Raw genomic sequence first — 23,150 nt, 5'->3', positions numbered from 1 at the left:
CGGCACACGTTCACTCGGAGCAGCACCATGCCCATCGACGCCAACGTCGTTGCCGCGTTCACCCCAACCGGGGCCCTGCGTGCCTCGATCAACCTGGGCAATCCGATTCTGGCGAATCGGAACCCGTCGACCGGCGAGCCGTTCGGCGTGTCGGTCGACCTTGCGCAGGCATTCGCCGCGCACCTCGGCGTGTCGTTGGAACTGGTGGTCTTCGATGCGGCAGGCAAGTCGGTCGAAGCCGTGAGCGACGAGCGTGCCGATTTCGGATTCTTTGCCGTCGATCCGAAGCGGGGCGAAACCATCGCGTTTACCGAGCCCTATGTGCTGATTGAAGGCTATTACCTGGTTCGCGACGATTCTCCCATCCGCACCAACGCGGACGTCGACGATGCGCGCAACCGTGTCACGGTGGGGAAGGGCAGCGCCTACGACCTGTTTCTGACGCGAGCGCTCAAGGCAGCGGAAATCGTGCGCTCGCCGACCTCGCCCACCGTGGTGCAGACCTTCCTCGAGCAGGCGCTCGAAGTCGCGGCCGGCGTCAAGCAGCAACTGGAGGCCGACGCGGCCGGGCAGCCGGGGCTCCGCTTGCTCGACGAGCGCTTCATGGTGATTCGGCAAGCGATGGGTGTCTCTCATTCGCGCGGCGCCGCAGCCGCCCAAGTGCTGGCGCAGTTCGTGGAAGAACAGAAGCGCTCCGGCTTCGTGGCCGATGCGCTGGCTCGGCATGGAATCCAAGGCGCATCCGTGGCGCCGCCCGCTTGAGCCTGCCTTTACGTTGGTTCGTAGAACGAAACGTGCGCTCGACTGGCCTTTCGAGCACGCCCCTCGACGCGAGCGGCGCTTGCCGTGCCGTGCCTTTTCCTCAAGCGCGGCAACCGCCGTCACGGTCAGAACTTATGCCGAACCCCGATTCGAACGGCGACCTGCGAACTCGTCGCCGACGGCGTCATGCCGGTGATGGTTGCTACGGCCGGTTGATTCAACGAGTCGGTGCCGCTCGCGTGCTCGTAGACGAGCAAGGAATAGACATCGGTTCGGGCAGACAGTGCGTAGTCCAGTCCGAGGCTTGTCAGTTCGTATTTCGCGTTTGACTTCTGATGGGTGCCGCCGCCAACCGTGTAGTCGAATGCGATGCCGCCCGAGAGCGACGGCGTGAACGAGTAACGCCCGTTGACTTCGATGTTGTGAAACGTCGCGGTGCCGCTGTAGCGGAACGGGTTGGGGCCCGACAACGAACCGAGATTCTGGAACTGCGTATTGGAATAGCCCAGGCCGACGTTTGCCTTGCCGAACGCCCACGAGCCGGCGACACCGATGATTTGCAGCGATTGAGCGGACGCGAAACCGGCAAAGATCGGGCCGCTCTCGGCTGATGTCGCGGAGCCGGCGCTTCCCAGGTTATTCGTCGTTGCAGCGCCCGAATTCGGGTTGTTGCCGAAGAACGACGTGTTCGGATTCCGCGCGCGCAGGTAGCCGGCGCCCAGATTGAGCGGGCCGTACGCGTACCCCATCCCGGCCGACCAGATACTGTTGTTGCCAAACGCTCCCGGCGTTCCGCCGAAGCTGTACAGCGCACCGAACTTGAAGCCGGAGAGCGTCGGGGAGGTGTACTTGATCGAGTTGTTCGCGCGCCGCGTATTGGACGCGTTATCGAGGTCGCCCGGGTGTTCGACCATATAGCCGCCCCACTGAGGTGCGGCAAGCAGCGGCGCGTAGAAGTCGACCACCTCGTCGTATTGGCGTCCCAGTGTGACTCGCCCATACGGCGTTGCCAAACCGACCCAGGCTTGACGCCCGAACAGCGCGCCGCCCTGAGCCGCGGTGCCGTTGTTCACGAAGAATCCGTTCTCGAGGAGAAAGACGGCCCGGTAGCCGCCACCCAGTTCCTCGACCCCCTTCAGGCCCCAGCGGCTGCCCTGAATGCCGCCCGCCGCGCCTTCCATCATCGCCCACTGGCTGCCGCCTTTCAGGCCGGCACTCGTATGCGCGGTTTGCGCATTGCTGACGTAGTTCAGGCCCGCATCCACGATGCCATACAGCGTAACGCTGCTCTGGGCCATGGCGCACGAGCATGGAAGCAGCAATGCGATCGCCGTTTTCCACATGATTCAGTCTCCTTGTTATTGATTCGATGTTGTTTTCAAAGCGCAATGCCGTTGCGCGTCAGGCCGGAGCGCCGCGTTCCGAGGCGCTCGCGTGGCCCGCCGCGTTATTCGACAGCGACTTGCGTGTGAACGACCTGGGGCGGACGGGCGAAATGCGGGCCCACCAGGCTGCGCCATGTCTGGAAATCAGGCGATTCGCGGAACGTCACCATGTGGTCGTCCACCGTGTCCCAGCCAACTTGCAGGACGTAGTGGTTTTCCTTCTCGATGACGCGGTGGACCTTGGCACCGTGGCATCCCGCCGCGCGAGCGAACAACGCGAGCGCCTCGCGAACGCCCGCTTCGAATTCGGCCGTGTGGCCAGGCAGAATTTCAATATCCGCCAACTCAAAAATCATATGTTTTCCTGATGGAAAAGAAGATGGATGCGCCGGGCCTGCCGCTCGCCGGCCCGGCGCACGGTCATACGGTCAATCGCGGCGCGCGACGATGGGCATTGCGGACGCCAGCGCGGCCGAGACGCCCAGAATGGCGGCCATCGCCCAGATTCCCGCCGAGTAGGTGCCGGTGGTCTGCTTGAGCAATCCGACGAGGTACGGGCCTGCGAAGCCCCCCATCGTGCCGATGGAGTTGATGAAGGCGAGGCCGCCGGCGGCGGCGACACCCGTGAGGAAGCGAGTCGGAATGGTCCAGAAAATGGCGCGGGCCGAACTCACGGCAACCACGGCGATGCTGAGCCCAACGAGTTCGAGCGCGAAGCCGTCGGCGAGCCCCGACACGGCCAGGCCAATGCCGCCCACCAGGCACGCGGCGACGAGGTGAAAGACGCGTTTCCCGCTGCGATCCACGGCACGCGCCCACAGCAACATTCCAACCACGGCTGCGATATAGGGGATGGTCGACAGCAGGCCGACGTCGACCAGGCTGAACCCGCGCCCCTTGAGAATGAGCGGCAGCCAGATGCCGATGCCATACGACCCGAGAATGAAGCCGAACTGAATCGCCGCGAGCAGTAGCACGCGACGGTCCTTGAGCGCGGAGAACAGCGCCTTCTTCGGCTTCTGGCGCGGCTCGCTCTCGAGCATGTGGATGAGCTCGGCGCGCTCCGCTTCGGTGAGCCAGTAGGCGTCCTTCGGGTGATCGCGCAGCACCGCGTAGACGGCGAAACCGATCGCGACCGCCGGCAAGCCCTGAATGATGAACATCCATTGCCATCCGTGCAGGCCCGACATGCCGTCCATCTGCAGCAGCAACGCGGACATCGGGCCGCCGATGATCGAGGACAGCGGCACGCCCAGCATGAAGAATGCGAGCACGCGCACTCGGTACTGGGCAGGAAACCAGCAAGCGAGGAAGAACGTGACGCCCGGAAAGAATCCGGCTTCGGCGATGCCGAGCAAAAGCCGCAGGATATAGAAGCTCGTCGGCCCCTGAACGAGCGCAGTTGCCGCCGATGCCAGGCCCCACGTAATCATGATGCGAGCCAGCCAACGGCGCGCCCCATATTTGTAGAGCGCGAGGTTGCTCGGGATTTCGCACAGGCAATAGCCTGCGAAGAGAACCCCGGCACCCCAGCCGAATTCGGCCGGCGTGAGACCGATGTCCTGGTTCATCGTCAGGGCGGCGAAGCCGACACTGGTGCGGTCGATGTAGTTGAAGATGAAGGCCAGCGTCAGCAGCGGGAGGAGGCGCCACATGTTCTTGCGCAGCGCTCGTTGCTGAATCGCCGCATCGGCCGGCCGCTCTCCGGGTTGCGCGTCCATTGCCAGTGATTCGGAATGCATATTGAATCCTTCGATGATGCTTCGAGGTATCGAAGCCATGAGCGTCCATATGGACTGACTGATTCGTGCAACGCAGAGACGCCCATGCAGACGTCTCCGCCGGGATGCCAGCCTTCGCCTATTCCCGTGCGTTACCATGGAATTTAGGAGAGCGAATGGTGGATGCCGCACTGTGCTTGCTCGTCATCGATCGTCTCCTTTTTCTTATGGTTCGCCGGCGGAGCGCCTCCGCCGGTATGCTTCGGCGTTACGCGTGACGAACCGACGCCGCCACGGCCAGGCCGAACGCCTTGCAGCCCGTGGTGCCGCCGAGGTCGGCCGTCCGCGTCGCGGGGTTCTCCAGCACCGCATCGACCGCGGCGTCGATTGCGTTCGCGGCCGCGATGAAGTTCGGCTTCCGGCGATGCTCGCCAATCCATCGCAGCAGCATGCCGACCGAAAGAATCATCGAGGTCGGATTGGCCTTGTCCTGATTCTGGATGTCGGGTGCCGAGCCGTGCTGTGCCTGGGCGCAGCACAGGTTGTCGCCGGCCATTACCGAGCCGCCGAGGCCCAGGCTGCCCGACAGTTCCGCGGCCAGATCGCTGATGATGTCGCCGTAGAAATTCGTCGCAACCAGCACATCGAACTTCTCCGGATTGCGCACCAGGTGAGCCGTCGAGGCGTCGACCAGCAGGTCGTTCAGTTGGACTTCGGGGAAATCTTTCGCCACATTGCGCACGCACTCGAGGAACAGGCCATCGGTCATGTGGAAGCTGTTCGCCTTGTGAATCGCGGTCACTTTCTTGTTGCGCTTCATCGCGAGTTCGAAGGCACGGCGTGCGATGCGTTCGCTGCAATGGCGGGTGATCTTCCGGACGGAGAGCGCCATATCCTTGGACGGCATCATCTCGCCCCAGCCCAAGTGCATGTTGCGGTCCGGGTAGAACCCTTCCGTTGCCTCGCGCATGATCACCAGGTCCATGCGCTTGCCTTCGCGCATGTTGGAGGTCAGGAACGGACGAGTGCGCGACGGGCGCACATTCGCGTACAGGTCGAGGTCGCAGCGGAACGCGGCCGAGACGTTGCGGCCGCCCTGATCCGGCGGCGGGTAATCCGCGTGCGAGACGGTGCCGAGAATCAGGCCGTCGTAGCTCGGCGCCTTCTCCAATACTTCGGGGCGCAGCGTGGTGCCGTGTTTTTCGAGGCTGGCAAAGCCGATGTCTTCGTAGTCATACTGAAGATCGAGGCCGAACAGCTGATCGGCCTTGTCGAGGACGTCGATCGAAGCAGCGATGATTTCCGGGCCGATGCCGTCGCCGGGACAAACGAGGATGCGCATGATGTCTACTCGGGTTAATTCGAAGGGGTTTGGTGCTCGGCGGAAACCGGGCGGGTTTCACCGCTGTCCGACAGCGTGCGCGTGGCATCCTGACGGGCGTAAATCCAGAGAATCTTCATCGGTTCCGTGTCCGACAGGTTGCGGAAGCGATGCGGCACGTTCGGCGGAATGAAGGTCGTGTCGAGCGGCTTCAGCTCGAATTCCAGGCCGTCGATGTCGAGGATCGCGTGGCCTTCAACGAGCACGACGCTTTCCTGGCAGTTGTGGCTGTGGAACGGAATCTTCACGCCGGGGGCGAACGACGTGTAGCCCGTGATGAAGCTGTCGGAGCCGAGCGATTTGCCGACCAGCGGCGTGGTGCTTGCGCCGCCGCCGCGGTCGTATGCCGGGAGATGGTCGGGCTTCAGGAGCGCGGCTCCCGAGGGGGTCTTGATGGTCATGATGGATTCCTTTCGGGCGTGGACGGGATTCGGTTTCAGGCAGCCGGGCCGATCCAGACCGTCTTGATGTTGGTGAACTCGCGGATACCTGCTGCACCGAGCTCGCGCCCGTAGCCGGACTGCTTGATGCCGCCGAACGGCAGGCGCGCGTCGGATGCAACCAGGCCGTTGACGAACACGGCGCCGGCTTCGATTTGGCGAACGAGGCGCTTGGCGCCTTGCAGATCCGCGGTCCACAGTGCTGCGCCCAGCCCGAACTCGGTCGCGTTGGCCAGCGCGATCGCCTGTTCGGTGCCGGACACGCGGAGCACCGCGGCTACCGGGCCGAACGTTTCCTCGATCGCGGCCGCCATCGACGGGGTGACGTGATCGAGGACGGTCGGCGCGTAAAAGAAGCCCGGGCCGTCGATGACCTGGCCGCCGGCCTTCACGACCGCACCGGCCGCGACGCTGCGTTCGACCTGGCTGTGCAATTCGTCGCGGAGGTTGCCGCGCGCCATCGGCCCGACCGTCGTATCGCGTTGCGTGGGATCGCCCACCTTGAGCTTGGCGACGCCTTCGCAGAACAGTTCGACGAACCGGTCCGCTACCGCGGCGTCGACGATGAAGCGCTTCGACGAGATGCAGCTTTGGCCGGTGTTGGAGAAGCGCGCCTTGACGGCCGTCTTCGCGGCCGCCTCGATGTCCGCATCGGCGAGCACGATGAACGGGTCAGAGCCACCGAGCTCGAGCACCTGCTTTTTCATCGCGCGGCCGGCTTGCGCGGCCACCAGCTTGCCGACCGCCGTCGAACCCGTCAGCGTGACCGCGGCGATGCGCGAATCGTCGATCAATGCCGCGACGTTGGCCGGCTCGACGAGCAGCGACGCAATCAGACCTTCGGGAACCTCGGCTTCCGCGAACAGGCGGTTGATGATGAGCGCGCACTGCGGGACATTGCCGGCGTGCTTCAGAATCGCGCCATTGCCCGCGCACAGTGCGGGGGCGGCGAAGCGGATGAACTGCCACAACGGGTAGTTCCACGGCATGATGGCCAGCACGACGCCGAGCGGGTCGTAGGCGATGTAGCTCTCGGTGGCGTTGCTCGCCACGCTTTCTTCGCTCAGATATTGCGCGGCATGTTCCGCATAGAAGCGGCAGGTCCATGCCGACTTGTCGACTTCGCCTTCGGCCTCCGCAATCGGCTTGCCCATCTCCAGCGTGATGAGCGCGGCAATTTCCGCCTTTCGTTTTTCGAGTACATCGCCGATCCGTGCGACGACGGCGGCGCGTGCGCCGAGGGGCTGCTTCGCCCAGGCACGCTGAGCGTTTGCCGCGTCTGCCAGGGCCTGCTCGACTTGCTCGGGGGTAGCCGGATTGAAGGTCGCCACGACCTCTTCGGTGGCGGGGTTCAGCGTGCGGAACATGAGGAATCCTCGATATGCAGGGTAGGGGTCAGCTTGCTTGCGGTGCAAAGCCATAAAGCCGAGCGGGGTTGTCGACCAAAATCCGTTGCCGGACCGACTGGGAGCCGGCCCACGCCAGAACGTGATTCAGCGCGCGGCCGGCGTCTTCGTTGCGGAACGGCTCGATGCGCGTCAGGTCGCCGTCGCGGTGGCTAGCGCTGCCGGTATGCGGCCAGTCCGATGCCCAGAGCATGCGATCCGCGCGAGCTTGAATCAGCGACCGGGCAAACGGCTCGACATCCAGGTAATCCGGCCCGTGGGGCGATGCGCGATACGGCGCGGACAGCTTGACGTAGGCGTTGCCGTCGCGGACGAGCGATAGCACGGTGTCGAAAGCGTCTTTGTGCTCCGCCTGCTTCGCCGTTCGGACGCCGGCGAAATGGTCCAGCACGACATGAACGGGCAGCGCCGCGATCGTGGGCGCCAGCGCCGCGACGATGTCGACGTCGGCATAAATCTGAATCGACCATCCAAGGGGCGCGACGACGTCGGCGGCTCGCTTGAGCTGACCCAAGGCCACGCTCTGGTCGCGCTGGCCTTTGACTTCGAGGTTCAAACGCACGCTGCGCACGCCCACCGCGTGCATTGCCTGGAGCTCGGCCTGGGTCGCGATCCGCGGGTCGATCACCGCCACGCCTCGCGACCGCGCGGTGCCGAGCTCGCGCAATGCGTCCAGCATCGCCGCGTTGTCCGTGCCGTAAACGCTGGGCTGCACGACGACCACGCGTTGGATGCCCATGCGCGCCTCGAACGCAAGAAGATCCGAAACCCGCGCGCGACCGGGGCTGTAGGAGCGCTGCGCCGAGAACGGGAAGCGTTCGGCGTCGAAGATATGCACGTGGCAGTCGCAACTGCCGGACGGCAACGCAACGTCCGGCGCGCTCGGGAGATCCCGTGGGGCCTCGGATGCGGATCCGCCGCCGCCGCTCATTGCCGTGCTGGAGAAGGCAAGCCCGCCGACTGCTGCGAGGCTCGCGCCGAGAAGGTTCCTGCGGTAGATGGGTCGTTTGGGCTGGAGGTAAGTTGGTTGGTATTTTATGCACTTCAAGAACCATGTAAAGGTATTTTGTGTTTACAATGAACCATGTCGGGTAAACGATAGGATTTGGCTTGGATTGCAATAATCAAGCTAAATTATGGAAAAATCGGCCGTGGGCGTATGATTTCGCCGAGACGAAACAGGGTGTTACGTCATTCCTGAGAGGGTCGATTGATGTCAAAAAAGACCATGAATTTGGTGTGGTACGATTAGGCCGACTTTTTACCTGCCCACTGCCATGCCTCGCGCTCTCGCCGACGTGCTCGCGACGAACATCCATCAGCACATCACCCGGTCCGGAATTGCCCCTGGTACGCGCCTGCCTGAGCGTCTTCTTGCGGAGCGTTTCAACGTGTCGCGGTCGCCGGTGCGGGAAGCGCTCAAGCGCCTGGCTGCGCAAGCGGTTGTCGAGGCGCATCCGGACGGCGGATATGCCGTGGCCGAAGGGGTCGAGGCGGTGTCGGACGCCGAGGTCACCGAAGTCGAAAATGCCGACGCCAGCGAGCAAACCTATCTCGCCATCGCGGAAGACCGGCTGGCCGGGAAACTGGAAGACCGCGTCACCGAAAATGAATTGATGCGCCGGTATGGCATCACGCGCGCGCATCTCAACGCGGTGCTGCGGCGCATGGTTCAAGAGGGGTGGATCGAGCGGCGGCCGGGGCACGGCTGGCAGTTTCAATCGGTGCTGACCTCGTCGGAAACCTATCGCCAAGGCTATCGATACCGCTTGCTTATCGAGGCGGCCGGCATTCTCGAGCCGACGTTCTCGCTCGAGCGAGACGCTTTGCTGCGCTGCCGAGCGGAGCAAGAGGCGCTGGCAAACGGCGGCGCAAGGACCGCGTCGCCGGCTGCGTTGTTCGATGCGAACAGCCGGTTGCACGAAACGATCGCGTCGTGCTCCGGCAACGTGTTCATCCTCGATGGTCTGCGCCGGCTCGATCGGCTTCGGCGGCTGATGGAGTACCGCAAGGCGGTGGACCGCGACCAGGCGGAGCGCCGTTGCCGCGAGCACCTGACGCTGATCGATCTGCTGCTCTCCGACCAGCGCGAGGCGGCGGCGGATTTCATGAAGCTCCATCTGCATAACGCCGTCCGCGAAAAAACCACCGACTAGACGCGGCATCGCGAGCGCGTCTCCGCTCGACAGTGGCACCGCTGAAGGTAGTATGGCCGGCCATGCCCGAATCCGAGCGCCGCTTCCATCCAGTGAACCCGCTTCCCTTCCGCCGTTTCCGAACCCGGCCGCGCCTCGGTGCGCTGCCCGCACTGCTGCTCGCGCTGTTCCCGTCGATCGGCCGCGCCGACGTCGGCAGCCTGGGCGCCATCGCCGAGGCGGCGTTCATGGCGGCGCTCGCGATCTGGAGCGCGCTGACCTTGTTCGTGGGCTTGTGGGTGTGTCGCCGGCTGTCGGTGGTCAAGCGGATCGCGTGGTCGGCGCTGTTTTTCTGTTTTCCGGCGATTTACCTGGCGGTGACGCTCGGCGCCGGCTATGCGCTCGGCGAGGACACGCGCAACGTGGACGAGCTGACGACACGCGCGATCGTCGTGTCCGGCGTGACGTTCCCGCCTGGCAGCACCGCCGAATACGAACAGACCGGCGGCGTGTTCGGCCTGGGGGCGCACCGCACGCTGCAGTCGATCCGCAGCCCGCATCCGGTGCCGCTCGGCAACGTGCGAGTGGATGCGTTCACCTTCATTCCGCAGAACGCGGGCGACGAGGTTCGGGTCGACATCAGCCCGGGCCAGACGCTCGACGGCTGGCCGTGCGAAGGCGACGCCGTGCTGCATCTGACGCCGGCCGGCCCGAAAGCGGCGTCGTGCACCCTGGGCGCCTCGCATATGTGGCGGGGGCAATGGCTGCAGCCGGGCGCGTACGTCGATCTCGATGCCGCCGCGCTGTCCACGAACTGACGCGGCCCCGAATACGACAAGGCCCGCGCGGCATGGCTGCCGTGCGGGCCTTACTTCATGGAGGCGGCGACCCGGCGCAGGCCGGATCGCGCGGCTTACTTCGCCGTGAACGTGTACGTGCCTTGCGTGCGATGGCCGTCGGTGGCCACCGCCACCCAGTTCACCGTGTAGACGCCCGGCTTCAGCGCGGCGAGATCGACGCTCATGTGCTTCTTGTCGCTGCCGCTCACGCTCGACGCATCGCGCGTGGCGGCTTGGCCGGCCGCATCGGTCACCTTCAGCGAGCTGAACGCCGGTTCGAGCCCTTCGTCGAAATCGATCGCGACGCTGGCGGTGGCGACGGGCACCGTGGCGCCCGCGTCGGGCACGCGCTGCTTCGGATGCGCATGCGCGAACGCGAGCGGCGCGACGGCGGCGAACAGCACGGCGGCGGCGCCGTGCATCAGGGGCTGGCGAATCTTCATGTTTGCACTCCTGGGGTGAGGCGGCTTACTTCGACATGCCCTTCGGGCCTTCGACCTTGCACTGCGCGACGAGCTTGCCGCTGTCGCCGAACGTCAGCGTCAGCGGGATCGTCGAGCCGATCTTCAGCGGCTGCTTCGGCTCTTCGAGCATGACGTGATAGCCGCCCGGCGCGAACGCGAGCGTGCCCTTGGCCGGCACGGTGGCCTTGTCCACCATGACCATCTTCGACATGCTGCCGCTGCTTTGGGTCTGATGCATCATCGCCATGCCGAACGCGTCGGATTCGACGTCCGTCAGGTCGACGGGCTTCGCGCCGGCGTTGGCCACCTCGAAGAAGCCGCCGGACGGAACGCCGGCCGGCATCGCGCGCACCCAGCAGTGCGAGACGGTGATGCCGGCCGGTGCGGCGAAGGCGGCGGCGCAGGCGAACAGGGGAGCGGCGGCGAGCAGGCGGAGTGCGGTTTTCATGCGGGATTCCTTATTGAATTCGGTCGATGGAGCAAACGGGAGGCCGGAACGGGACGCGCGCATCATGCGCTGCCGCTCTTGAGCAGCAGCGGCAGATCGTGCACCCACGGCGGCACGCCCTGGCCGTCGCGCGCGAACAGGCGCAGCTTGCCGTTCGGATCGAAGATCACGCTCGCGGCCGTGTGGTTCATCGAGTAGTTGTCGGGCTTGCTGCCGGCCACCTGCTCGTAGCTGATGCGGAAATCGTTGGTCACCTTCTTCAGTTGCGCGTCGTCGGCCGGGCGCAGCGCGCGGAACGACGGATCGAAGGCGCTCACGTATTGCGACAGCACGGCGGGCGTATCGCGTTTCGGATCGACGCTGACGAACAGCACCTGCACCTGTTTCGCGACGTCGGGGCCGAGCTGCTGCAGCGCCTGCGCGAGTTCGGCCAGCGTGGTGGGGCACACGTCCGGGCAATGCGTGTAGCCGAACAGCAGCACCACGACCTTGCCGCGATAGTCGGCCAGCGTGCGGATCTTGCCGTCGGTGTCGGGCAGCGCGAAATCCTTGCCGAACTGGGTGTTGCCGGTGATGTCGAGGTTGTTGAACGACGGTTCGTTCTGCTTGCAACCGGCCAGCAGCGTGACGCCGGCGAGCGCGCCGGCGATCGCGAGGGTCGCCGTGCGCCGCCCGGCGCTGAAAGGGGAAGCGGTCAAACGCTTGAACATGAAAGTCTCGCCATGAAAATCGGGAAGCCGAACGAAGGCGCGACGGCGCGGCTGCCTGCGCGAGCATGCGGCCCGGCAACCCGGCAGACGGGCGGCGCGATCGAACGGAACGACGGAATCAGGCGAAGGCGGGCGGGGCGCGGGCGGGCGCGGCAAGCGACGGGAAACGGCGCGGCGGCAGCGCCTGCGCGAGGCGCGGCGCGCGTTCCACGCGACGCTGGAACAGCGAAGCAACCGGTGCTGCGCCGGGCGGCGCGTAGACATGCGAGGCCGCGAGCGTGCAGTAGCCGCAGGCGGACAGCGCGTCGTGCGGCTGCCCCGGCCGGCCCGGATGCTGGCCGGCGGCGCAGATCGGCGCGTCCGGCCGCTGCGCGGCAGCGGCTTCCTCCAACTGGCTGGCGAGCGGCATCAGAACCAGCAGCCAGACGGCAAGCAGGCCGAGCCAGGCGGTCAGGCGGCGGTGGAAGGGAGAGGACGACGGCATCGCGCGATGGTAAACCACAGCGCGCGGTTTTGCCTCGTTTGTCGGGTGGGGGCGACGGCGGGGTGGGGGTTCGGTGTGGAGGGTGGGGCGATTTGTCGCGTCGGGAAATATGGGGTCGAGGAGCGTGATTGCGCTCAAGGCCGTTCGGGCTGGCATGCGACGAGCGCGATTGGGCGCTGCCCGAACGGCATATGTGTCAACGGCAAGGCGAACCTAGTGCTCGCCGCTCGAGAGCCGCCCGGCATGTTCGGCCGTGTTCGACAGAAAGCCGCCCCGGAGCCGTCGTTGTGATCGGCGCCCATGGAACGGCCGTTTTCGACGCGTTAGCTGTCGTCCGGCGTTGGATGGTCACTCTACTGCTCGGACTGTGCTGCGCAGTTGACACCGGCACTTGCCCCGTGTCGCTGGTTGAATTAATCTCTGCGACATGAGCCAATTTATCCTCAACTCGATTATTAGCACCGCGAGAGTCTCGGCGGGATAGCTATTGAGTTGACAATAGGCAATCACAACCCGCCCAGAAGGCGGGTTTTTGCTTTCTGGGCCATAGACGGGGCGCCCGGAAATGACAAGTGAGAATCGAGTAGTCGACGCAGTTGGCTTTCGCGAGACGGCTGTTTTGCATATGGTTTGTGGGAAAATCGCGTCGGGCAAATCCACGTTGATGGCTCGCCTGGTTGGTGCCTCTCGGACTGTCCTGGTTAGCGAGGACAAATGGATTGCATGTCTTTACCCAGACGAGATCCATACGCTGACCGATTATGCAAGCCGCGCAGCACGCATGAGAGCGGTCCTCACTGAGCACATCCAGGCGCTCCTCGCGACGGGCATATCCGTGGTACTGGACTTTCCATTTAATACGGCCAGCACACGTGCGTGGGGCCACTCGCTATTCCAGGCGGTTGGCTGCGAGCATCGGCTTCACTATCTGGATGTGAGCGACGAGATCTGCAAATCTCGTTTAATGGCGAGGAACCTGTCAGGCGAGCATCCTTTCCATACATCGGAAGAACAGTACGATCAGATCACCCGCTACTTTGTCCCTCCCGCACCCGGCGAAGGATTCAACATCATTGTCTATGACGAGACAGGAAAGGTCCGTTCCCGGACTGGGTCATGACATTCGAGTGTCCGGTTGAAGGGGGAACGCGAAGCCGGCTTTGGGTCGGCTGCCGCCCGCCACGTTCGGTCGAAGCCGGCCCGTTGCGGCCATCCACCGGGCGAGCACGGGCGCCCGCTCCCGAACAGCAAGCGGACGTCCATGACCGGGTCATCGCCGCCCAGTTGCGGCGAGCGGACGGTTACACGACAGGATCGCCGGCTGCTGCGCGCAGGCGAGGCAGGTTATCGCGCACCCAGCCCTCGATCCCGCAGAGACGAACCCCCGCCTCAACATTGAACGTCTTCGCCTTGTCCCATGCAACGCCTCGTCCTTGAGCGAACACCACGCGATATTTCCGCAACGTATCGTCGGGCGCTTCGGACAGTAGTCGCTGCAGTTCAGACACGGTCCACTCATTACGCTCGACTCGTCTATCAAGCACGCGGTCGAGCGTATCCGCCACGTCGCGATACGTAACCGTGTCGCCTGCAATGTGCAGAACTCGGTTCGAAATCCGCGGCTCGTCGAAGACTATCTCGGCAGTCATGACGCCAATGTCCTCGGCAGTCGTCACTGTTACTGCATTGTCCATACTGCCCAGCGCATTGACCCTGTTTGTTGCAAGATCGACGATGCCGAACGACGGCTCGAACAGAAAACTCGTGAACATGCCAGTGGAGACGATTACCCACTCAGTGAGATTCTGTGCTCGAAGAAGGTCACGCACGTCAAGCTGTTCGTCAAATAGGTCTTGCGCGCTGCCTCTGCCTATGAGGTCGTAGTCGACACCGAACTGCCATGGGAAATAGCGCTTGATTCCCGCCTCCAGTGCGGCTTTTGCAATTTTCAGTTGTACACCCGGACCGCCCACGAAGCCTGTGCACGAGACGACAGTATCGAATGGGCGGAAGGTGGCGGCGAGCTCGGCGTACGACTGCCGGGTCAGGTCTCCCTCGACAAATTCAATACCAAGTTCGCGAAGCTCGGCCAGGTCCTTGCGTTTTGCCGAATCGTCGGACGCGATCGTCGACGGGCGAAGCAGTACCGCGATGGATACATCGGATGGGTGCTTCGCATGTCCTGCCAGATTGCGCAGCACGGCCATGCCGAGTTCTCCCGCGCCCAAAACCAGTATTCCTTTATCGTTCAACATATACCCCTTCCGTACGGGACAAATGAAAATAGGGATGCTTCGGGCGGTTGTTACGAGAGCCGAATCAATCCCAACTGGTTCGCAGTGTAGGTGTGCAAGCGCAGCGTATTGTTCGCGGAGTTTGAATACACAACGCAAGAACGACGAACCGCACGATGCGCTTCAGCGGCCTAGCGGGACGCCCCATGCCATCGGGTTGGTAACATGCAAACCCTGAGCCAATCAAACGGGTTACACGCACAGCTCATGGACAAACTTCAAGCGATGACAATATTCGTACGGGTCGTCGAGGCACGAAGCTTCAGTAAAGCTGCGGAGACGTTGTCAATGCCTCGTTCTTCTGTGACCACGACGATAAAGAATCTGGAAGTGCATCTCGGCACGCCGCTGCTCACGAGAAGCACGCGAAGCCTTAGCCTTACCGAGGCGGGGACGCGCTATTTCGTATCCTGCCAGGCGATTCTCTCGGCTGTAGATAGCGCGGAGAGCGATGTGTCCATGCGGACCAATGCGCCGCGCGGACGGATTCGCGTTGATATGCCCGGCGTGATCGGCCGGTCGATAATCGTACCGAGGTTGCGTGAATTCGAGGCTCAGTACCCCGACATCGAACTGGTGCTCGGTCTCAGCGATCGCCCATCGGATCTCATCTATGACGGCATTGATTGCGCTATTCGCACTGGCGTGCTCGCAGATTCGACGCTGATAGCCCGCCGGCTCGGGCAGCTCAACTGGCTAACCTGTGCTTCGCCGCGATACCTCAAGCAATACGGGGAGCCGGAGTCGATCGCCGCACTTGCTACTCACCGCACCATCAGTTACCTCTCTAATGCGACCGGCCGGCCTCTCGACTGGCGTTTTTGCGTGAACGGCGAAAATCTGGAAATGCCTGTGCGCAGCCGATTCGCAGTTAACGAAACGGAGGCGTATTTGCAGTGTGGACTGGAAGGGCTCGGCTTGATCCAGCTTTCGGAGTTTGCGGCCTCTGCCTATCTTCGAAGCGGACGCCTCAAAGAGGTGCTTGCCAGTGCGAGATGCGCGCCCGTACCGATTTCCATTGTCTATCCTCAGGCACGCGTCACCGTCGCAATCAGGACGTTCGTCGACTGGGTCGCGGCGATCGTCAGGTCGGATCTACCGCAATAAGCGGCCGTTGTTGGCATAAACGCGGTATGTCCGTTCATGGCCGATTCCGGCCAAATCAGCCGCCAGCATCAACCCCCTCCACCCCAATCCTTCCAGCCGCAGCCAACACCGACCGCCCCGTCGCCGTCAACGCCGGCCGCGCAACGCCATCCGCGCGCGGTTCGACCGACACGAGGCGATGGGCGAGCAGCGTATCGATCTCGACGCGGTCCGGATCGATCCCATCCGGTGCGCCGTGAATCAGCATCAGGGTGGCGAGTTCATGCGGGCTCAACATGGTGGACTCCGAAGGCTAGGCAACCGCGCGGCGGCGCGGGACATCGGAAAAACCGTAGCGACGTGACGCAATGATGACGGGCGGGGCGAGGCGCGAAAGCGAGGAGCCGGCATCGATACGGCGGCGAGCCGAACGCGGCGGAGGGCGCTGGCGTGGCCGGGCTGCGCTGTCGGCGCGACAGCGGGGCGGCACGCGCGCTGCGTTCGTTACGTTGACATGGACTCGCCCGGGAACGCGGCCGTTCCCGCAAAGATTGTTACTGTCGATCACGAGCGCGAGGGGCCGTAACGCATCGGCGCCGACGCGCCGCACAAGCCATGCACGCGTGGCGCGCCGACGCCCCCCGCCGTGGCCCGCCGCCCGCGATGCTGCGCCGCAAGGCTTCGCCGCGCGCCGCTTACAGCGCGCACACGGCGCGCCTTACTGTTGAATGAACCGTTGCAGTTCGATCGTCCGCGGCGCCTCGAAAATCTGCTGCGGCGGCCCGCTTTCCCACACGCGGCCCTGATGCATGAACACCACCTGATCGCTGACCGCGCGCGCGAAACGCATCTCGTGCGTGACCATGATCAGCGTCATGTCTTCCTTCGCGAGGTTCTCGACCACGCCGAGCACTTCCGCCACGAGTTCCGGATCGAGCGCCGAGGTGATCTCGTCGCACAGCAGCACGGCCGGCTTCATCGCCAGCGCCCGCGCGATCGCCACGCGCTGCTGCTGGCCGCCGGAGAGTTGCTCGGGAAACGCGTCGAACTTGTCGCCGAGGCCCACGCGTTCGAGCATCAGCTCGGCGATCGCCCGCGCCTGGTGCTTGTTGGTCTGCTTGACCACGGTTTGCGCCAGCATCACGTTCTGCCCGGCGCTCAGGTGCGGGAACAGGTTGTATTGCTGGAACACCATGCCCACTTTCAGGCGCAGCGCGCGCAGGTCGCCACGGCGCGCGTCGACGGTGGTGCCGTCGATCGTGATCGAGCCGGCGTCGATGCTCTCCAGCCCGTTCAGCGTGCGCAGGAACGTGCTCTTGCCCGAGCCGCTGCGGCCGATGATAGTCACGACCTGGCCGCGCTCGACGCTGAAGTCGATGCCTTTCAGCACGTGGTTCTGGCCGAAGTTCTTTTCGAGAGCGCGGGTTTCAACGAGCGGCATGCCATTTCCTTTGCAGCGAGCGCGCCCAGCGGGTCAGCGGATAGCAGAGCGCGAAGTAGATGAGGGCGACCAGGCCGTAGACGAGAAACGGCCGGAACGTCGCGTTCGAGATCACCTGGCCGGCCTTGGTCAGCTCGGTGAAGCCGATGATGGACACCAGCGCGGTGTCCTTGATCGCCTGCACGCCGAAGCCGACGGTCGGTCCGACGGCGATGCGCGCCGCCTGCGGCAGGATCACGTGGCGCAACTGCTCGAGATAGCTCATCGCCAGGCTCGACGACGCCTCCCATTGCCCGCGCGGCACCGCCTCCACGCAGCCGCGCCAGATCTCGGCCAGATACGCGCTGGTGAAGAACGTCAGGCCGAGCGTGGCGGCCACCCAGGGCGGCACGTCGAGGCCGAGCAGCGGCAAGCCGAAGAACACCACGAACAACTGCATCAGCAGCGGCGTGCCTTGGAACACCTCGATATAGACCTTGACGATGCCGCGCAGCAGCGCGTGATTCGACACGCGCATCGCGAGCAGCACCAGCGCCACCGCGCCGCCGAGCGCGAACGACACGAGCGACAGCACCACGGTCCAGCGCGCGGCCAGCAGCAGGTTCGACAGAATCTGCCCGAACGTGAATTCGATCATCGCGCGCCTCCTGCAACGCGGCGCGCGAACAGGCGGCGGCCGGCCGAGTTGAGCGCGAAGCGCAGCACCAGCGCCATCGCCAGATACGCAAGGGTGATCACGAAGTAGGTTTCGAACGCGCGGAAGTTGCGCGACTGGATGTAGCTGGCCGCATACGTCAGGTCGGTCACGGAGATCTGCGAGACGACGGCCGAGCCGAGCATGGTGATCACGATCTGGCTCGTCAGCGCGGGGAACACCTTGGCGAACGCCTGCGGCAGCACGACGTGGCGGAACGCCTGGGCGCGCGACATCGCCAGCGCGGCGGCCGCTTCGTGGTGGCCGCGCGGCACGGCGGCCATGCCGGCGCGCACGATTTCCACCGAATAGGCGCCGAGGTTCAGCGTCATCGCCAGCACCGCCGCCGTGACCTCGCCGATATGGATGCCGAGCGCGGGCAGGCCGAAGAACACGAAGAACAACTGCACCAGGAACGGCGTGTTGCGGATCGCCTCGACGTAGGCGCCGGTCGCGCCGCGCAGCCAGGCGAGGCCCGGTGCGCGCGTGTCGTGCGCGGCCGCGCCGAGCACGCCGAGGCTCAGGCCGAGCACGGTGGACACGGCGGTCAGCGCGAGCGTGGTCGCGGCGCCGCTCGCGAACATGCCCGCGTACTCGGCAAGCTCGCCGAACTGAAGCTGGTAGGTCATCTCGAATGCGGATCGATGGAAGGAATCGGTCGGCGGGCCGCCACCGTGGCGGGGGCGGCCCGCCGGAATCGGGCCGATGCGTTGCGCGCGCCGTTCGTTACAGGCCGGCCGGCAGCGGCTGGCCCAGCCACTTCTTCGAGATCGCGTCGAGCGCGCCGTCCTTCTTGGCCTGGGCGAGCGCGGCGTCGACCTTGGCGAGCAGGCGCGGCTCGTTCTTGTTCAGGCCGACGAAGCACGGCGAGTTCTTGATCACGAACTTGGTTTCGGGGCGGCGCGGCGGGTTCTTGGCGAGGATCGCCGCGGCCACGATGTTGCCGGCCGCGATCAGTTGCACCTGGCCCGACAGGAACGCCTGGATGGTGGCGTTGTTGTCCTCGAAGCGCTTGATGGTGGCGTTCGGCGCCATCTGCGTCAGCGCGATTTCCTCGAGCGCGCCGCGCGTCGCGCCGACGGTCTTGCCGGTCAGGTCGGCCGGGCCGGACACCTTGACGTCGGCCGGGCCGAACACGCCCTGGAAGTACGGGCCGTAGGCGCTCGAGAAGTCGATCACCTTCTCGCGGTCGGGCGTCTTGCCGAGCGACGAGATCACCAGATCGACCTTGTTGGTCGTCAGGTAGGGAATGCGGTTCGCGCTGTTGACCGGCACCAGCTTGAGCTTCACGCCGAGCGACTTGGCCAGCAGCGCGGCCGTGTCGATGTCATAGCCTTGCGGCTGCATGTCGGTGCCGACCGAACCGAACGGCGGATAGTCCTCCGGCACCGCCACGCGCAGCTCGCCGCTCTTGGCGATGGTGTCGAGCGCATCGGCCTGTGCGGCGGGCGCGCCGATCAGCAGCAGGGCGGGAGCGGCGAGCAGCGCGGCGAGCCAGGCGCGGCGGGAAGCGGTACGGTTCGGTCGAAAGTCCATCGCGAGTTCTCTGTAGGTGTTGTCGTCGGTCGGTTGGGCCGCAGGCGGCCCCGTCTTCATTTAGCAAGAGCCGGGCCATGTGGCGGCAGGCTGGTCTAACCAGCGTGGGCGGCGATGGGGCTGGGCGATGCACCGTTTTCGCGCGAACCGCATGCGTCATTCGGGTGCGAGGCGGACGGAAAGCGCCGAAAACGGGCGTGGAATGGGCGTTCCAGGCGATTTTGCGGGGCCGGATGCACGGCAGGACGTCGTGGCGGCGGGTTCGATTCAGGGTGTTTCTTATGTTCATACTGGTAAGACCAGTAGAGAGAAAACGCGAATCTGTTGGATTGGCGTCATCCCGCCATGCATCGGCCGATTGCGCAACGCCGTCGATTCTATAAAATGCGAATCATTCTTATCTTCACTTCGAAATCGAATCGAAGTGCTTGCCGTAAAAGGGGTTGCTTCGATGTCCGCTGTCCGATCCGACGTGCAACGTGAAGTGAGCGCGTTGTATCACGACCATCATGCGTGGCTGCAGGGCTGGCTGCGCCGCAAGCTCGGCAACGCGTCGGACGCCGCGGATCTGGCCCAGGACACCTTCGCGCGCGTGCTGGCCGCCTGGGCCGGCGCCGATTTCGATCCCCGCGAACTGCGCGAGCCGCGCGCCTACCTGACCACGGTGGCCGGCCGGCTGGTGCTCAATCACTATCGCCGCAACTCGCTCGAACGCGCCTGGTTCGACGCGCTGGCGCTGTTGCCCGAGGCGATGGCGCCGTCGGTCGAGGCGCGCTGCCTGATCCTCGAAACGCTGCACGAGATCGACGCCATGCTCGACCGGCTGCCGGCCAAGGTGCGCGGCGCGTTCCTGCTGTCGCAGCTCGAGGGGCTGACCTACGCGGAGATCGCGGAGCGGCAGGGCATCAGCGAGCGCACCGTCAAGCGGTACATGGCGGCGGCCTACGACGCGTGCTTTCTGCTGGCGTCCTGATCTGAGCCGATAGCGGGGCGGCCGCATTGCCACGTGGCGTGGCCGGGCCGCCGCCCGTATCCCGGGCCTTCGCGCCGAACCCTGGCGTTTCCACTTCCCCCCGCATTCCCCATCCCCCGCGCCGCTATCCCGGCACGCCCCAAGCGATTCATGCCAATCCTGCAATAACCCGTTGCGACGGAATATCGCACAATGGAACCGGTTCCATTTATACTGCGAGCGCCAAATTGCGTCGAAACGAAAAAACCGGCGGCAGCCCGCCGATTTTTCGAGATGGCGGGGCCGTGGCGTTCGACGCCTTTCGTCCCGCGCCCGTCGCGCCCATAACGAACGGACCCCATCATGACCACCCCTCCCGATAAACCGGGCTCGCGACGCCGTTTCCTGCAGACGACGATCGCGCTCGTGCCGGCCGCCTCGCTGGCCGGCTGCGATCTCGGCCAGCACGGCGGCGCGTCCGCTGCCACGGCCGCCGCGCAGGCATCGTCCCAGTCCAGCGCCCCGTACAAGCCGCGCTTCTTCGACACCGCCGAATGGGCGTTCGTCAACGCCGCCTGCGACCGCCTGATTCCGGCCGACGCCGAAGGCCCCGGCGCGCTGGAGGCCGGCGCGCCCGAGTTCATCGACCGTCAGATGGACACGCCGTACGCGCACGGCGCGACCTGGTACATGCAGGGGCCGTTCCAGGAAGGTGCGCCCGAGCTCGGTTACCAGCTCAAGCTCGTGCCGCGCGACATCTACCGGCTCGGCATCGCGGCCGTGAACCGCTATTGCCGCACCGCCTACGGCAAGCCGTTCGCGGAGCTCGATGCCGCCACGCGCGACGCCGTGCTCGGCGCGCTCGAGGCCGGCAAGGTGGAGCTGGGCGACGTGCCGGCCCGGACGTTCTTCGGGCAACTGCTGCAGAACACGCGCGAAGGCTATTTCTGCGACCCGATTCATGGCGGCAACCGCGACATGGCCGCGTGGAAGATGATCGGCTTCCCCGGCGCGCGCGCGGATTTCATGGATTTCGTCAATCAGAACGGCAAGGCCTACCCGTACGGGCCGCTGTCGATCAACGGGGAGCGTGGCTGATGGCCGAGAAGAAACCGCATGTCGACGCCGTGGTGGTGGGCTTCGGCTGGACCGGCGCGATCCTCGCGAAGGAATTGACCGAGGCCGGGCTCTCGGTGGTGGCGCTTGAGCGCGGCGAATACCGCGACACGTACCCCGACGGCGCCTACCCGAACACGCTCGACGAGCTGACCTACAACGTCCGCAAGAAGCTGTTCCTCGACCTGTCGAAGACGACTGTGTCGATCCGCCATGCGCCCGGCGACACCGCGCTGCCGTATCGCCAGCTCGCGGCGTTCCTGCCCGGCGAGGGCGTGGGCGGCGCGGGGCTGCATTGGTCCGGCGTGCATTTCCGGATCACGCCCGAGGAACTGCGGCTGCGCAGCCATTACGAGGAGCGCTACGGCAAGCGGTTCATTCCCGAAGGCATGACGATCCAGGATTACGGCGTCAGCTACGAGGAACTGGAGCCGTATTTCGATTTCGCCGAGAAGGTGTTCGGCACCTCGGGGCAGGCCTATCGCGTGGATGGCAAGGTGGTGGGCGACGGCAACGTGTTCGAGGCGAACCGCAGCAGCCATTTTCCGTTGCCCGCGCAACTGAATACCTACTCGGCGCAGCGTTTCTCGGATGCCGCTCAATCGCTCGGACTGCATCCGTACCGGCTGCCGTCGGCCAACACGTCGGGGCCGTATACGAACCCGTACGGCGTACAGATGGGGCCGTGCAATTTCTGCGGCTATTGCAGCGGCTATGCCTGCTACATGTATTCGAAGGCGTCGCCGAACCTGAACATTCTGCCCGCGCTGAAACAGGAGCCGAAGTTCGAACTGCGCTCGAAGTGCCACGTGCTGCGCGTCGAACTCGACGGCGACAAAAAGCGCGCCACCGGCGTGACCTACGTCGATCCGGCCGGCCGCGAGGTGTTCCAGCCGGCCGATCTCGTGATCGTGGCCGCGTTCCAGTATCACAACGTGCACCTGCTGCTGCTGTCGGGCATCGGCAAGCCTTACGACCCGGTGTCGGGCGAGGGCGTGGTGGGGCGCAACTTCGCCTACCAGAACCTCTCCACGATCAAGGCGTTCTTCGATAAGGACACCTGGACGAACCCGTTCGTGGGCGCGGGCGGCAACGGCGTGGCCGTCGACGATTTCAACGCCGACAATTTCGACCACGGCCCGCTCGGCTTCGTCGGCGGCTCGCCGCTGTGGGTCAACCAGGCCGGCGCCAAGCCGATCAGCGGCATCGCCACGCCGGCCGGCACGCCCGCGTGGGGCTCGGCGTGGAAGAAGGCCGTCAAGGACAACTACGCGCACACCGTGTCGATGGACGCGCACGGCTCGAACATGTCGTATCGCGACGTGTTCCTCGATCTCGATCCGACCTACCGCGATGCGTACGGCCAGCCGCTGTTGCGCATGACGTTCGACTGGAAGGACAACGACATCAAGATGGCGCAGTACGTCACCGGCCAGATGAAGAAGATCGCCGAGGCGATGGGGCCGAAGGCGATCGGCGTGTCCACGCGCGAATTCGGCAAGCACTTCGATGCGCGCCAATATCAGACGACCCACCTGGTCGGCGGCGCGATCATGGGCACCGATCCGAAGACGAGCGTGCTGAACCGCTACCTGCAAAGCTGGGACGTGCACAACGTGTTCGTGATGGGCGCGTCGGCGTTCCCGCAGGGGATCGGCTACAACCCCACCGGGCTGGTGGCCGCGCTGGCCTACTGGTCCGCGCACGCGATCCGCACGCAGTATCTGAAGAACCCCGGCCCGTTGGTGAGCGTATGAAGCAGAGCATCTTTTCGAAGGGCGCGCGCGTGGCGCGGGCGGCGGCGCTGACGGCGGCCGCGGCGGTTGCGGCGGTGACGATGGCGGCGTGGCCGGCCA

25 protein-coding genes are annotated in these 23,150 nt (G+C 64.9%); 8 read left to right on the top strand and 17 right to left on the bottom strand.

Annotation, left to right across the window (positions count from 1 at the left end; genetic code table 11):
- Nucleotides 1-27 precede the first annotated feature (27 nt).
- Nucleotides 28-762 carry an ABC transporter substrate-binding protein gene (locus G3N92_RS10115; protein WP_206127323.1) on the top strand — a complete coding sequence of 245 codons (735 nt, stop codon included), beginning with the start codon at nt 28-30 and terminating at the stop codon, nt 760-762.
- A 125-nt stretch (nt 763-887) separates the two neighbouring features.
- Here the strand turns inward: G3N92_RS10115 and G3N92_RS10110 are convergent, their stop codons facing one another.
- The 7 genes from G3N92_RS10110 to G3N92_RS10080 all read right to left on the bottom strand — a co-directional run bounded on the left by G3N92_RS10110 (nt 888) and on the right by G3N92_RS10080 (nt 7,933).
- On the bottom strand, nt 888-2,105 hold the full coding sequence (locus tag G3N92_RS10110) for a porin (protein WP_206127322.1): 1,218 nt from the start codon (nt 2,103-2,105) through the stop codon (nt 888-890).
- A gap of 104 nt (nt 2,106-2,209) precedes the next feature.
- Nucleotides 2,210-2,503, bottom strand: a complete 294-nt coding sequence (locus tag G3N92_RS10105; RefSeq protein WP_206127321.1) for an antibiotic biosynthesis monooxygenase family protein — start codon at nt 2,501-2,503, stop codon at nt 2,210-2,212.
- 72 nt (nt 2,504-2,575) lie between these two features.
- Complete coding sequence (locus G3N92_RS10100; protein ID WP_241014700.1) at nt 2,576-3,889, bottom strand: MFS transporter; 1,314 nt, start codon at nt 3,887-3,889, stop codon at nt 2,576-2,578.
- A gap of 247 nt (nt 3,890-4,136) precedes the next feature.
- Entirely contained in the window at nt 4,137-5,210 is a 1,074-nt protein-coding gene (locus tag G3N92_RS10095; RefSeq protein ID WP_206127320.1) for an isocitrate/isopropylmalate family dehydrogenase, read from the bottom strand.
- Nucleotides 5,211-5,224: 14 nt separating this feature from the next.
- Entirely contained in the window at nt 5,225-5,650 is a 426-nt protein-coding gene (locus tag G3N92_RS10090; protein WP_206127319.1) for a cupin domain-containing protein, read from the bottom strand.
- A 35-nt stretch (nt 5,651-5,685) separates the two neighbouring features.
- On the bottom strand, nt 5,686-7,056 hold the full coding sequence (locus tag G3N92_RS10085) for an NAD-dependent succinate-semialdehyde dehydrogenase (protein ID WP_206127318.1): 1,371 nt from the start codon (nt 7,054-7,056) through the stop codon (nt 5,686-5,688).
- A gap of 28 nt (nt 7,057-7,084) precedes the next feature.
- Nucleotides 7,085-7,933, bottom strand: coding sequence for an amidohydrolase family protein (locus G3N92_RS10080; protein ID WP_206127317.1), 849 nt, complete (start codon nt 7,931-7,933; stop codon nt 7,085-7,087).
- A 439-nt stretch (nt 7,934-8,372) separates the two neighbouring features.
- Between G3N92_RS10080 and G3N92_RS10075 the strand changes: the two genes are divergently transcribed.
- Both G3N92_RS10075 and G3N92_RS10070 read left to right on the top strand, forming a co-directional pair.
- Complete coding sequence (locus tag G3N92_RS10075) at nt 8,373-9,251, top strand: GntR family transcriptional regulator (RefSeq protein WP_206127316.1); 879 nt, start codon at nt 8,373-8,375, stop codon at nt 9,249-9,251.
- A 92-nt stretch (nt 9,252-9,343) separates the two neighbouring features.
- Complete coding sequence (locus tag G3N92_RS10070; RefSeq protein ID WP_206127315.1) at nt 9,344-10,048, top strand: hypothetical protein; 705 nt, start codon at nt 9,344-9,346, stop codon at nt 10,046-10,048.
- 95 nt (nt 10,049-10,143) lie between these two features.
- Here G3N92_RS10070 and G3N92_RS10065 read toward each other — a convergent pair whose 3' ends face one another.
- The 4 genes from G3N92_RS10065 to G3N92_RS10050 all read right to left on the bottom strand — a co-directional run bounded on the left by G3N92_RS10065 (nt 10,144) and on the right by G3N92_RS10050 (nt 12,175).
- Nucleotides 10,144-10,512, bottom strand: a complete 369-nt coding sequence (locus G3N92_RS10065; protein WP_206127314.1) for a copper resistance protein CopC — start codon at nt 10,510-10,512, stop codon at nt 10,144-10,146.
- Nucleotides 10,513-10,537: 25 nt separating this feature from the next.
- Nucleotides 10,538-10,981 carry a copper chaperone PCu(A)C gene (locus tag G3N92_RS10060; protein ID WP_206127313.1) on the bottom strand — a complete coding sequence of 148 codons (444 nt, stop codon included), beginning with the start codon at nt 10,979-10,981 and terminating at the stop codon, nt 10,538-10,540.
- Between the two features lie 62 nt (nt 10,982-11,043).
- Complete coding sequence (locus G3N92_RS10055) at nt 11,044-11,691, bottom strand: SCO family protein (protein WP_206127312.1); 648 nt, start codon at nt 11,689-11,691, stop codon at nt 11,044-11,046.
- A gap of 118 nt (nt 11,692-11,809) precedes the next feature.
- A complete protein-coding gene (locus G3N92_RS10050; RefSeq protein ID WP_206127311.1) occupies nt 11,810-12,175 on the bottom strand; it encodes a DUF2946 family protein in 366 nt (121 codons plus the stop codon).
- Between the two features lie 565 nt (nt 12,176-12,740).
- On the opposite strand from G3N92_RS10050, the gene G3N92_RS10045 reads away from it, so the two are divergent.
- The gene (locus G3N92_RS10045) at nt 12,741-13,295 is read left to right on the top strand and encodes an ATP-binding protein (RefSeq protein ID WP_206127310.1); all 555 of its coding nucleotides are present in this window, start codon (nt 12,741-12,743) and stop codon (nt 13,293-13,295) included.
- A gap of 181 nt (nt 13,296-13,476) precedes the next feature.
- Here the strand turns inward: G3N92_RS10045 and G3N92_RS10040 are convergent, their stop codons facing one another.
- Nucleotides 13,477-14,430 carry an aromatic alcohol reductase gene (locus G3N92_RS10040; RefSeq protein ID WP_206127309.1) on the bottom strand — a complete coding sequence of 318 codons (954 nt, stop codon included), beginning with the start codon at nt 14,428-14,430 and terminating at the stop codon, nt 13,477-13,479.
- Nucleotides 14,431-14,676: 246 nt separating this feature from the next.
- Here G3N92_RS10040 and G3N92_RS10035 point away from each other — a divergent pair, with 246 nt between their 5' ends.
- Nucleotides 14,677-15,576: a LysR family transcriptional regulator gene (locus G3N92_RS10035; RefSeq protein WP_206127308.1), complete on the top strand. Its 900-nt coding sequence runs from the start codon at nt 14,677-14,679 to the stop codon at nt 15,574-15,576.
- Between the two features lie 55 nt (nt 15,577-15,631).
- On the opposite strand, the gene G3N92_RS10030 is transcribed toward G3N92_RS10035, so the two are convergent.
- The 5 genes from G3N92_RS10030 to G3N92_RS10010 form a co-directional block, all read right to left on the bottom strand.
- Nucleotides 15,632-15,853 (bottom strand): hypothetical protein, encoded by a 222-nt coding sequence (locus tag G3N92_RS10030; RefSeq protein ID WP_206127307.1) that lies wholly within the window; start codon nt 15,851-15,853, stop codon nt 15,632-15,634.
- Between the two features lie 420 nt (nt 15,854-16,273).
- Nucleotides 16,274-16,996 carry an amino acid ABC transporter ATP-binding protein gene (locus tag G3N92_RS10025; RefSeq protein WP_206127306.1) on the bottom strand — a complete coding sequence of 241 codons (723 nt, stop codon included), beginning with the start codon at nt 16,994-16,996 and terminating at the stop codon, nt 16,274-16,276.
- Nucleotides 16,983-17,633 carry an amino acid ABC transporter permease gene (locus G3N92_RS10020; RefSeq protein WP_206127305.1) on the bottom strand — a complete coding sequence of 217 codons (651 nt, stop codon included), beginning with the start codon at nt 17,631-17,633 and terminating at the stop codon, nt 16,983-16,985. Before G3N92_RS10020 ends, G3N92_RS10025 begins: the two co-directional genes overlap by 14 nt.
- Nucleotides 17,630-18,319, bottom strand: a complete 690-nt coding sequence (locus tag G3N92_RS10015; RefSeq protein WP_206127304.1) for an amino acid ABC transporter permease — start codon at nt 18,317-18,319, stop codon at nt 17,630-17,632. Before G3N92_RS10015 ends, G3N92_RS10020 begins: the two co-directional genes overlap by 4 nt.
- A 97-nt stretch (nt 18,320-18,416) precedes the next feature.
- A complete protein-coding gene (locus G3N92_RS10010; RefSeq protein WP_206127303.1) occupies nt 18,417-19,226 on the bottom strand; it encodes a transporter substrate-binding domain-containing protein in 810 nt (269 codons plus the stop codon).
- Between the two features lie 451 nt (nt 19,227-19,677).
- Here G3N92_RS10010 and G3N92_RS10005 point away from each other — a divergent pair, with 451 nt between their 5' ends.
- The 3 genes from G3N92_RS10005 (at nt 19,678) to G3N92_RS09995 (ending at nt 23,051) form a co-directional block, all read left to right on the top strand.
- Nucleotides 19,678-20,199, top strand: a complete 522-nt coding sequence (locus G3N92_RS10005) for a sigma-70 family RNA polymerase sigma factor (protein ID WP_206127302.1) — start codon at nt 19,678-19,680, stop codon at nt 20,197-20,199.
- A gap of 342 nt (nt 20,200-20,541) precedes the next feature.
- Nucleotides 20,542-21,276 (top strand): gluconate 2-dehydrogenase subunit 3 family protein, encoded by a 735-nt coding sequence (locus G3N92_RS10000; protein ID WP_206127301.1) that lies wholly within the window; start codon nt 20,542-20,544, stop codon nt 21,274-21,276.
- Nucleotides 21,273-23,051, top strand: a complete 1,779-nt coding sequence (locus G3N92_RS09995) for a GMC family oxidoreductase (RefSeq protein ID WP_206127330.1) — start codon at nt 21,273-21,275, stop codon at nt 23,049-23,051. Before G3N92_RS10000 ends, G3N92_RS09995 begins: the two co-directional genes overlap by 4 nt.
- Nucleotides 23,052-23,150 lie beyond the last annotated feature (99 nt).

Source organism: Burkholderia sp. Ac-20379 (assembly GCF_017104645.1).
Taxonomy (GTDB): Bacteria; Pseudomonadota; Gammaproteobacteria; order Burkholderiales; family Burkholderiaceae; genus Burkholderia.
Note: the sequence above shows the minus strand (reverse complement) of the source record. Positions and strands in the feature narration are given on the sequence as shown.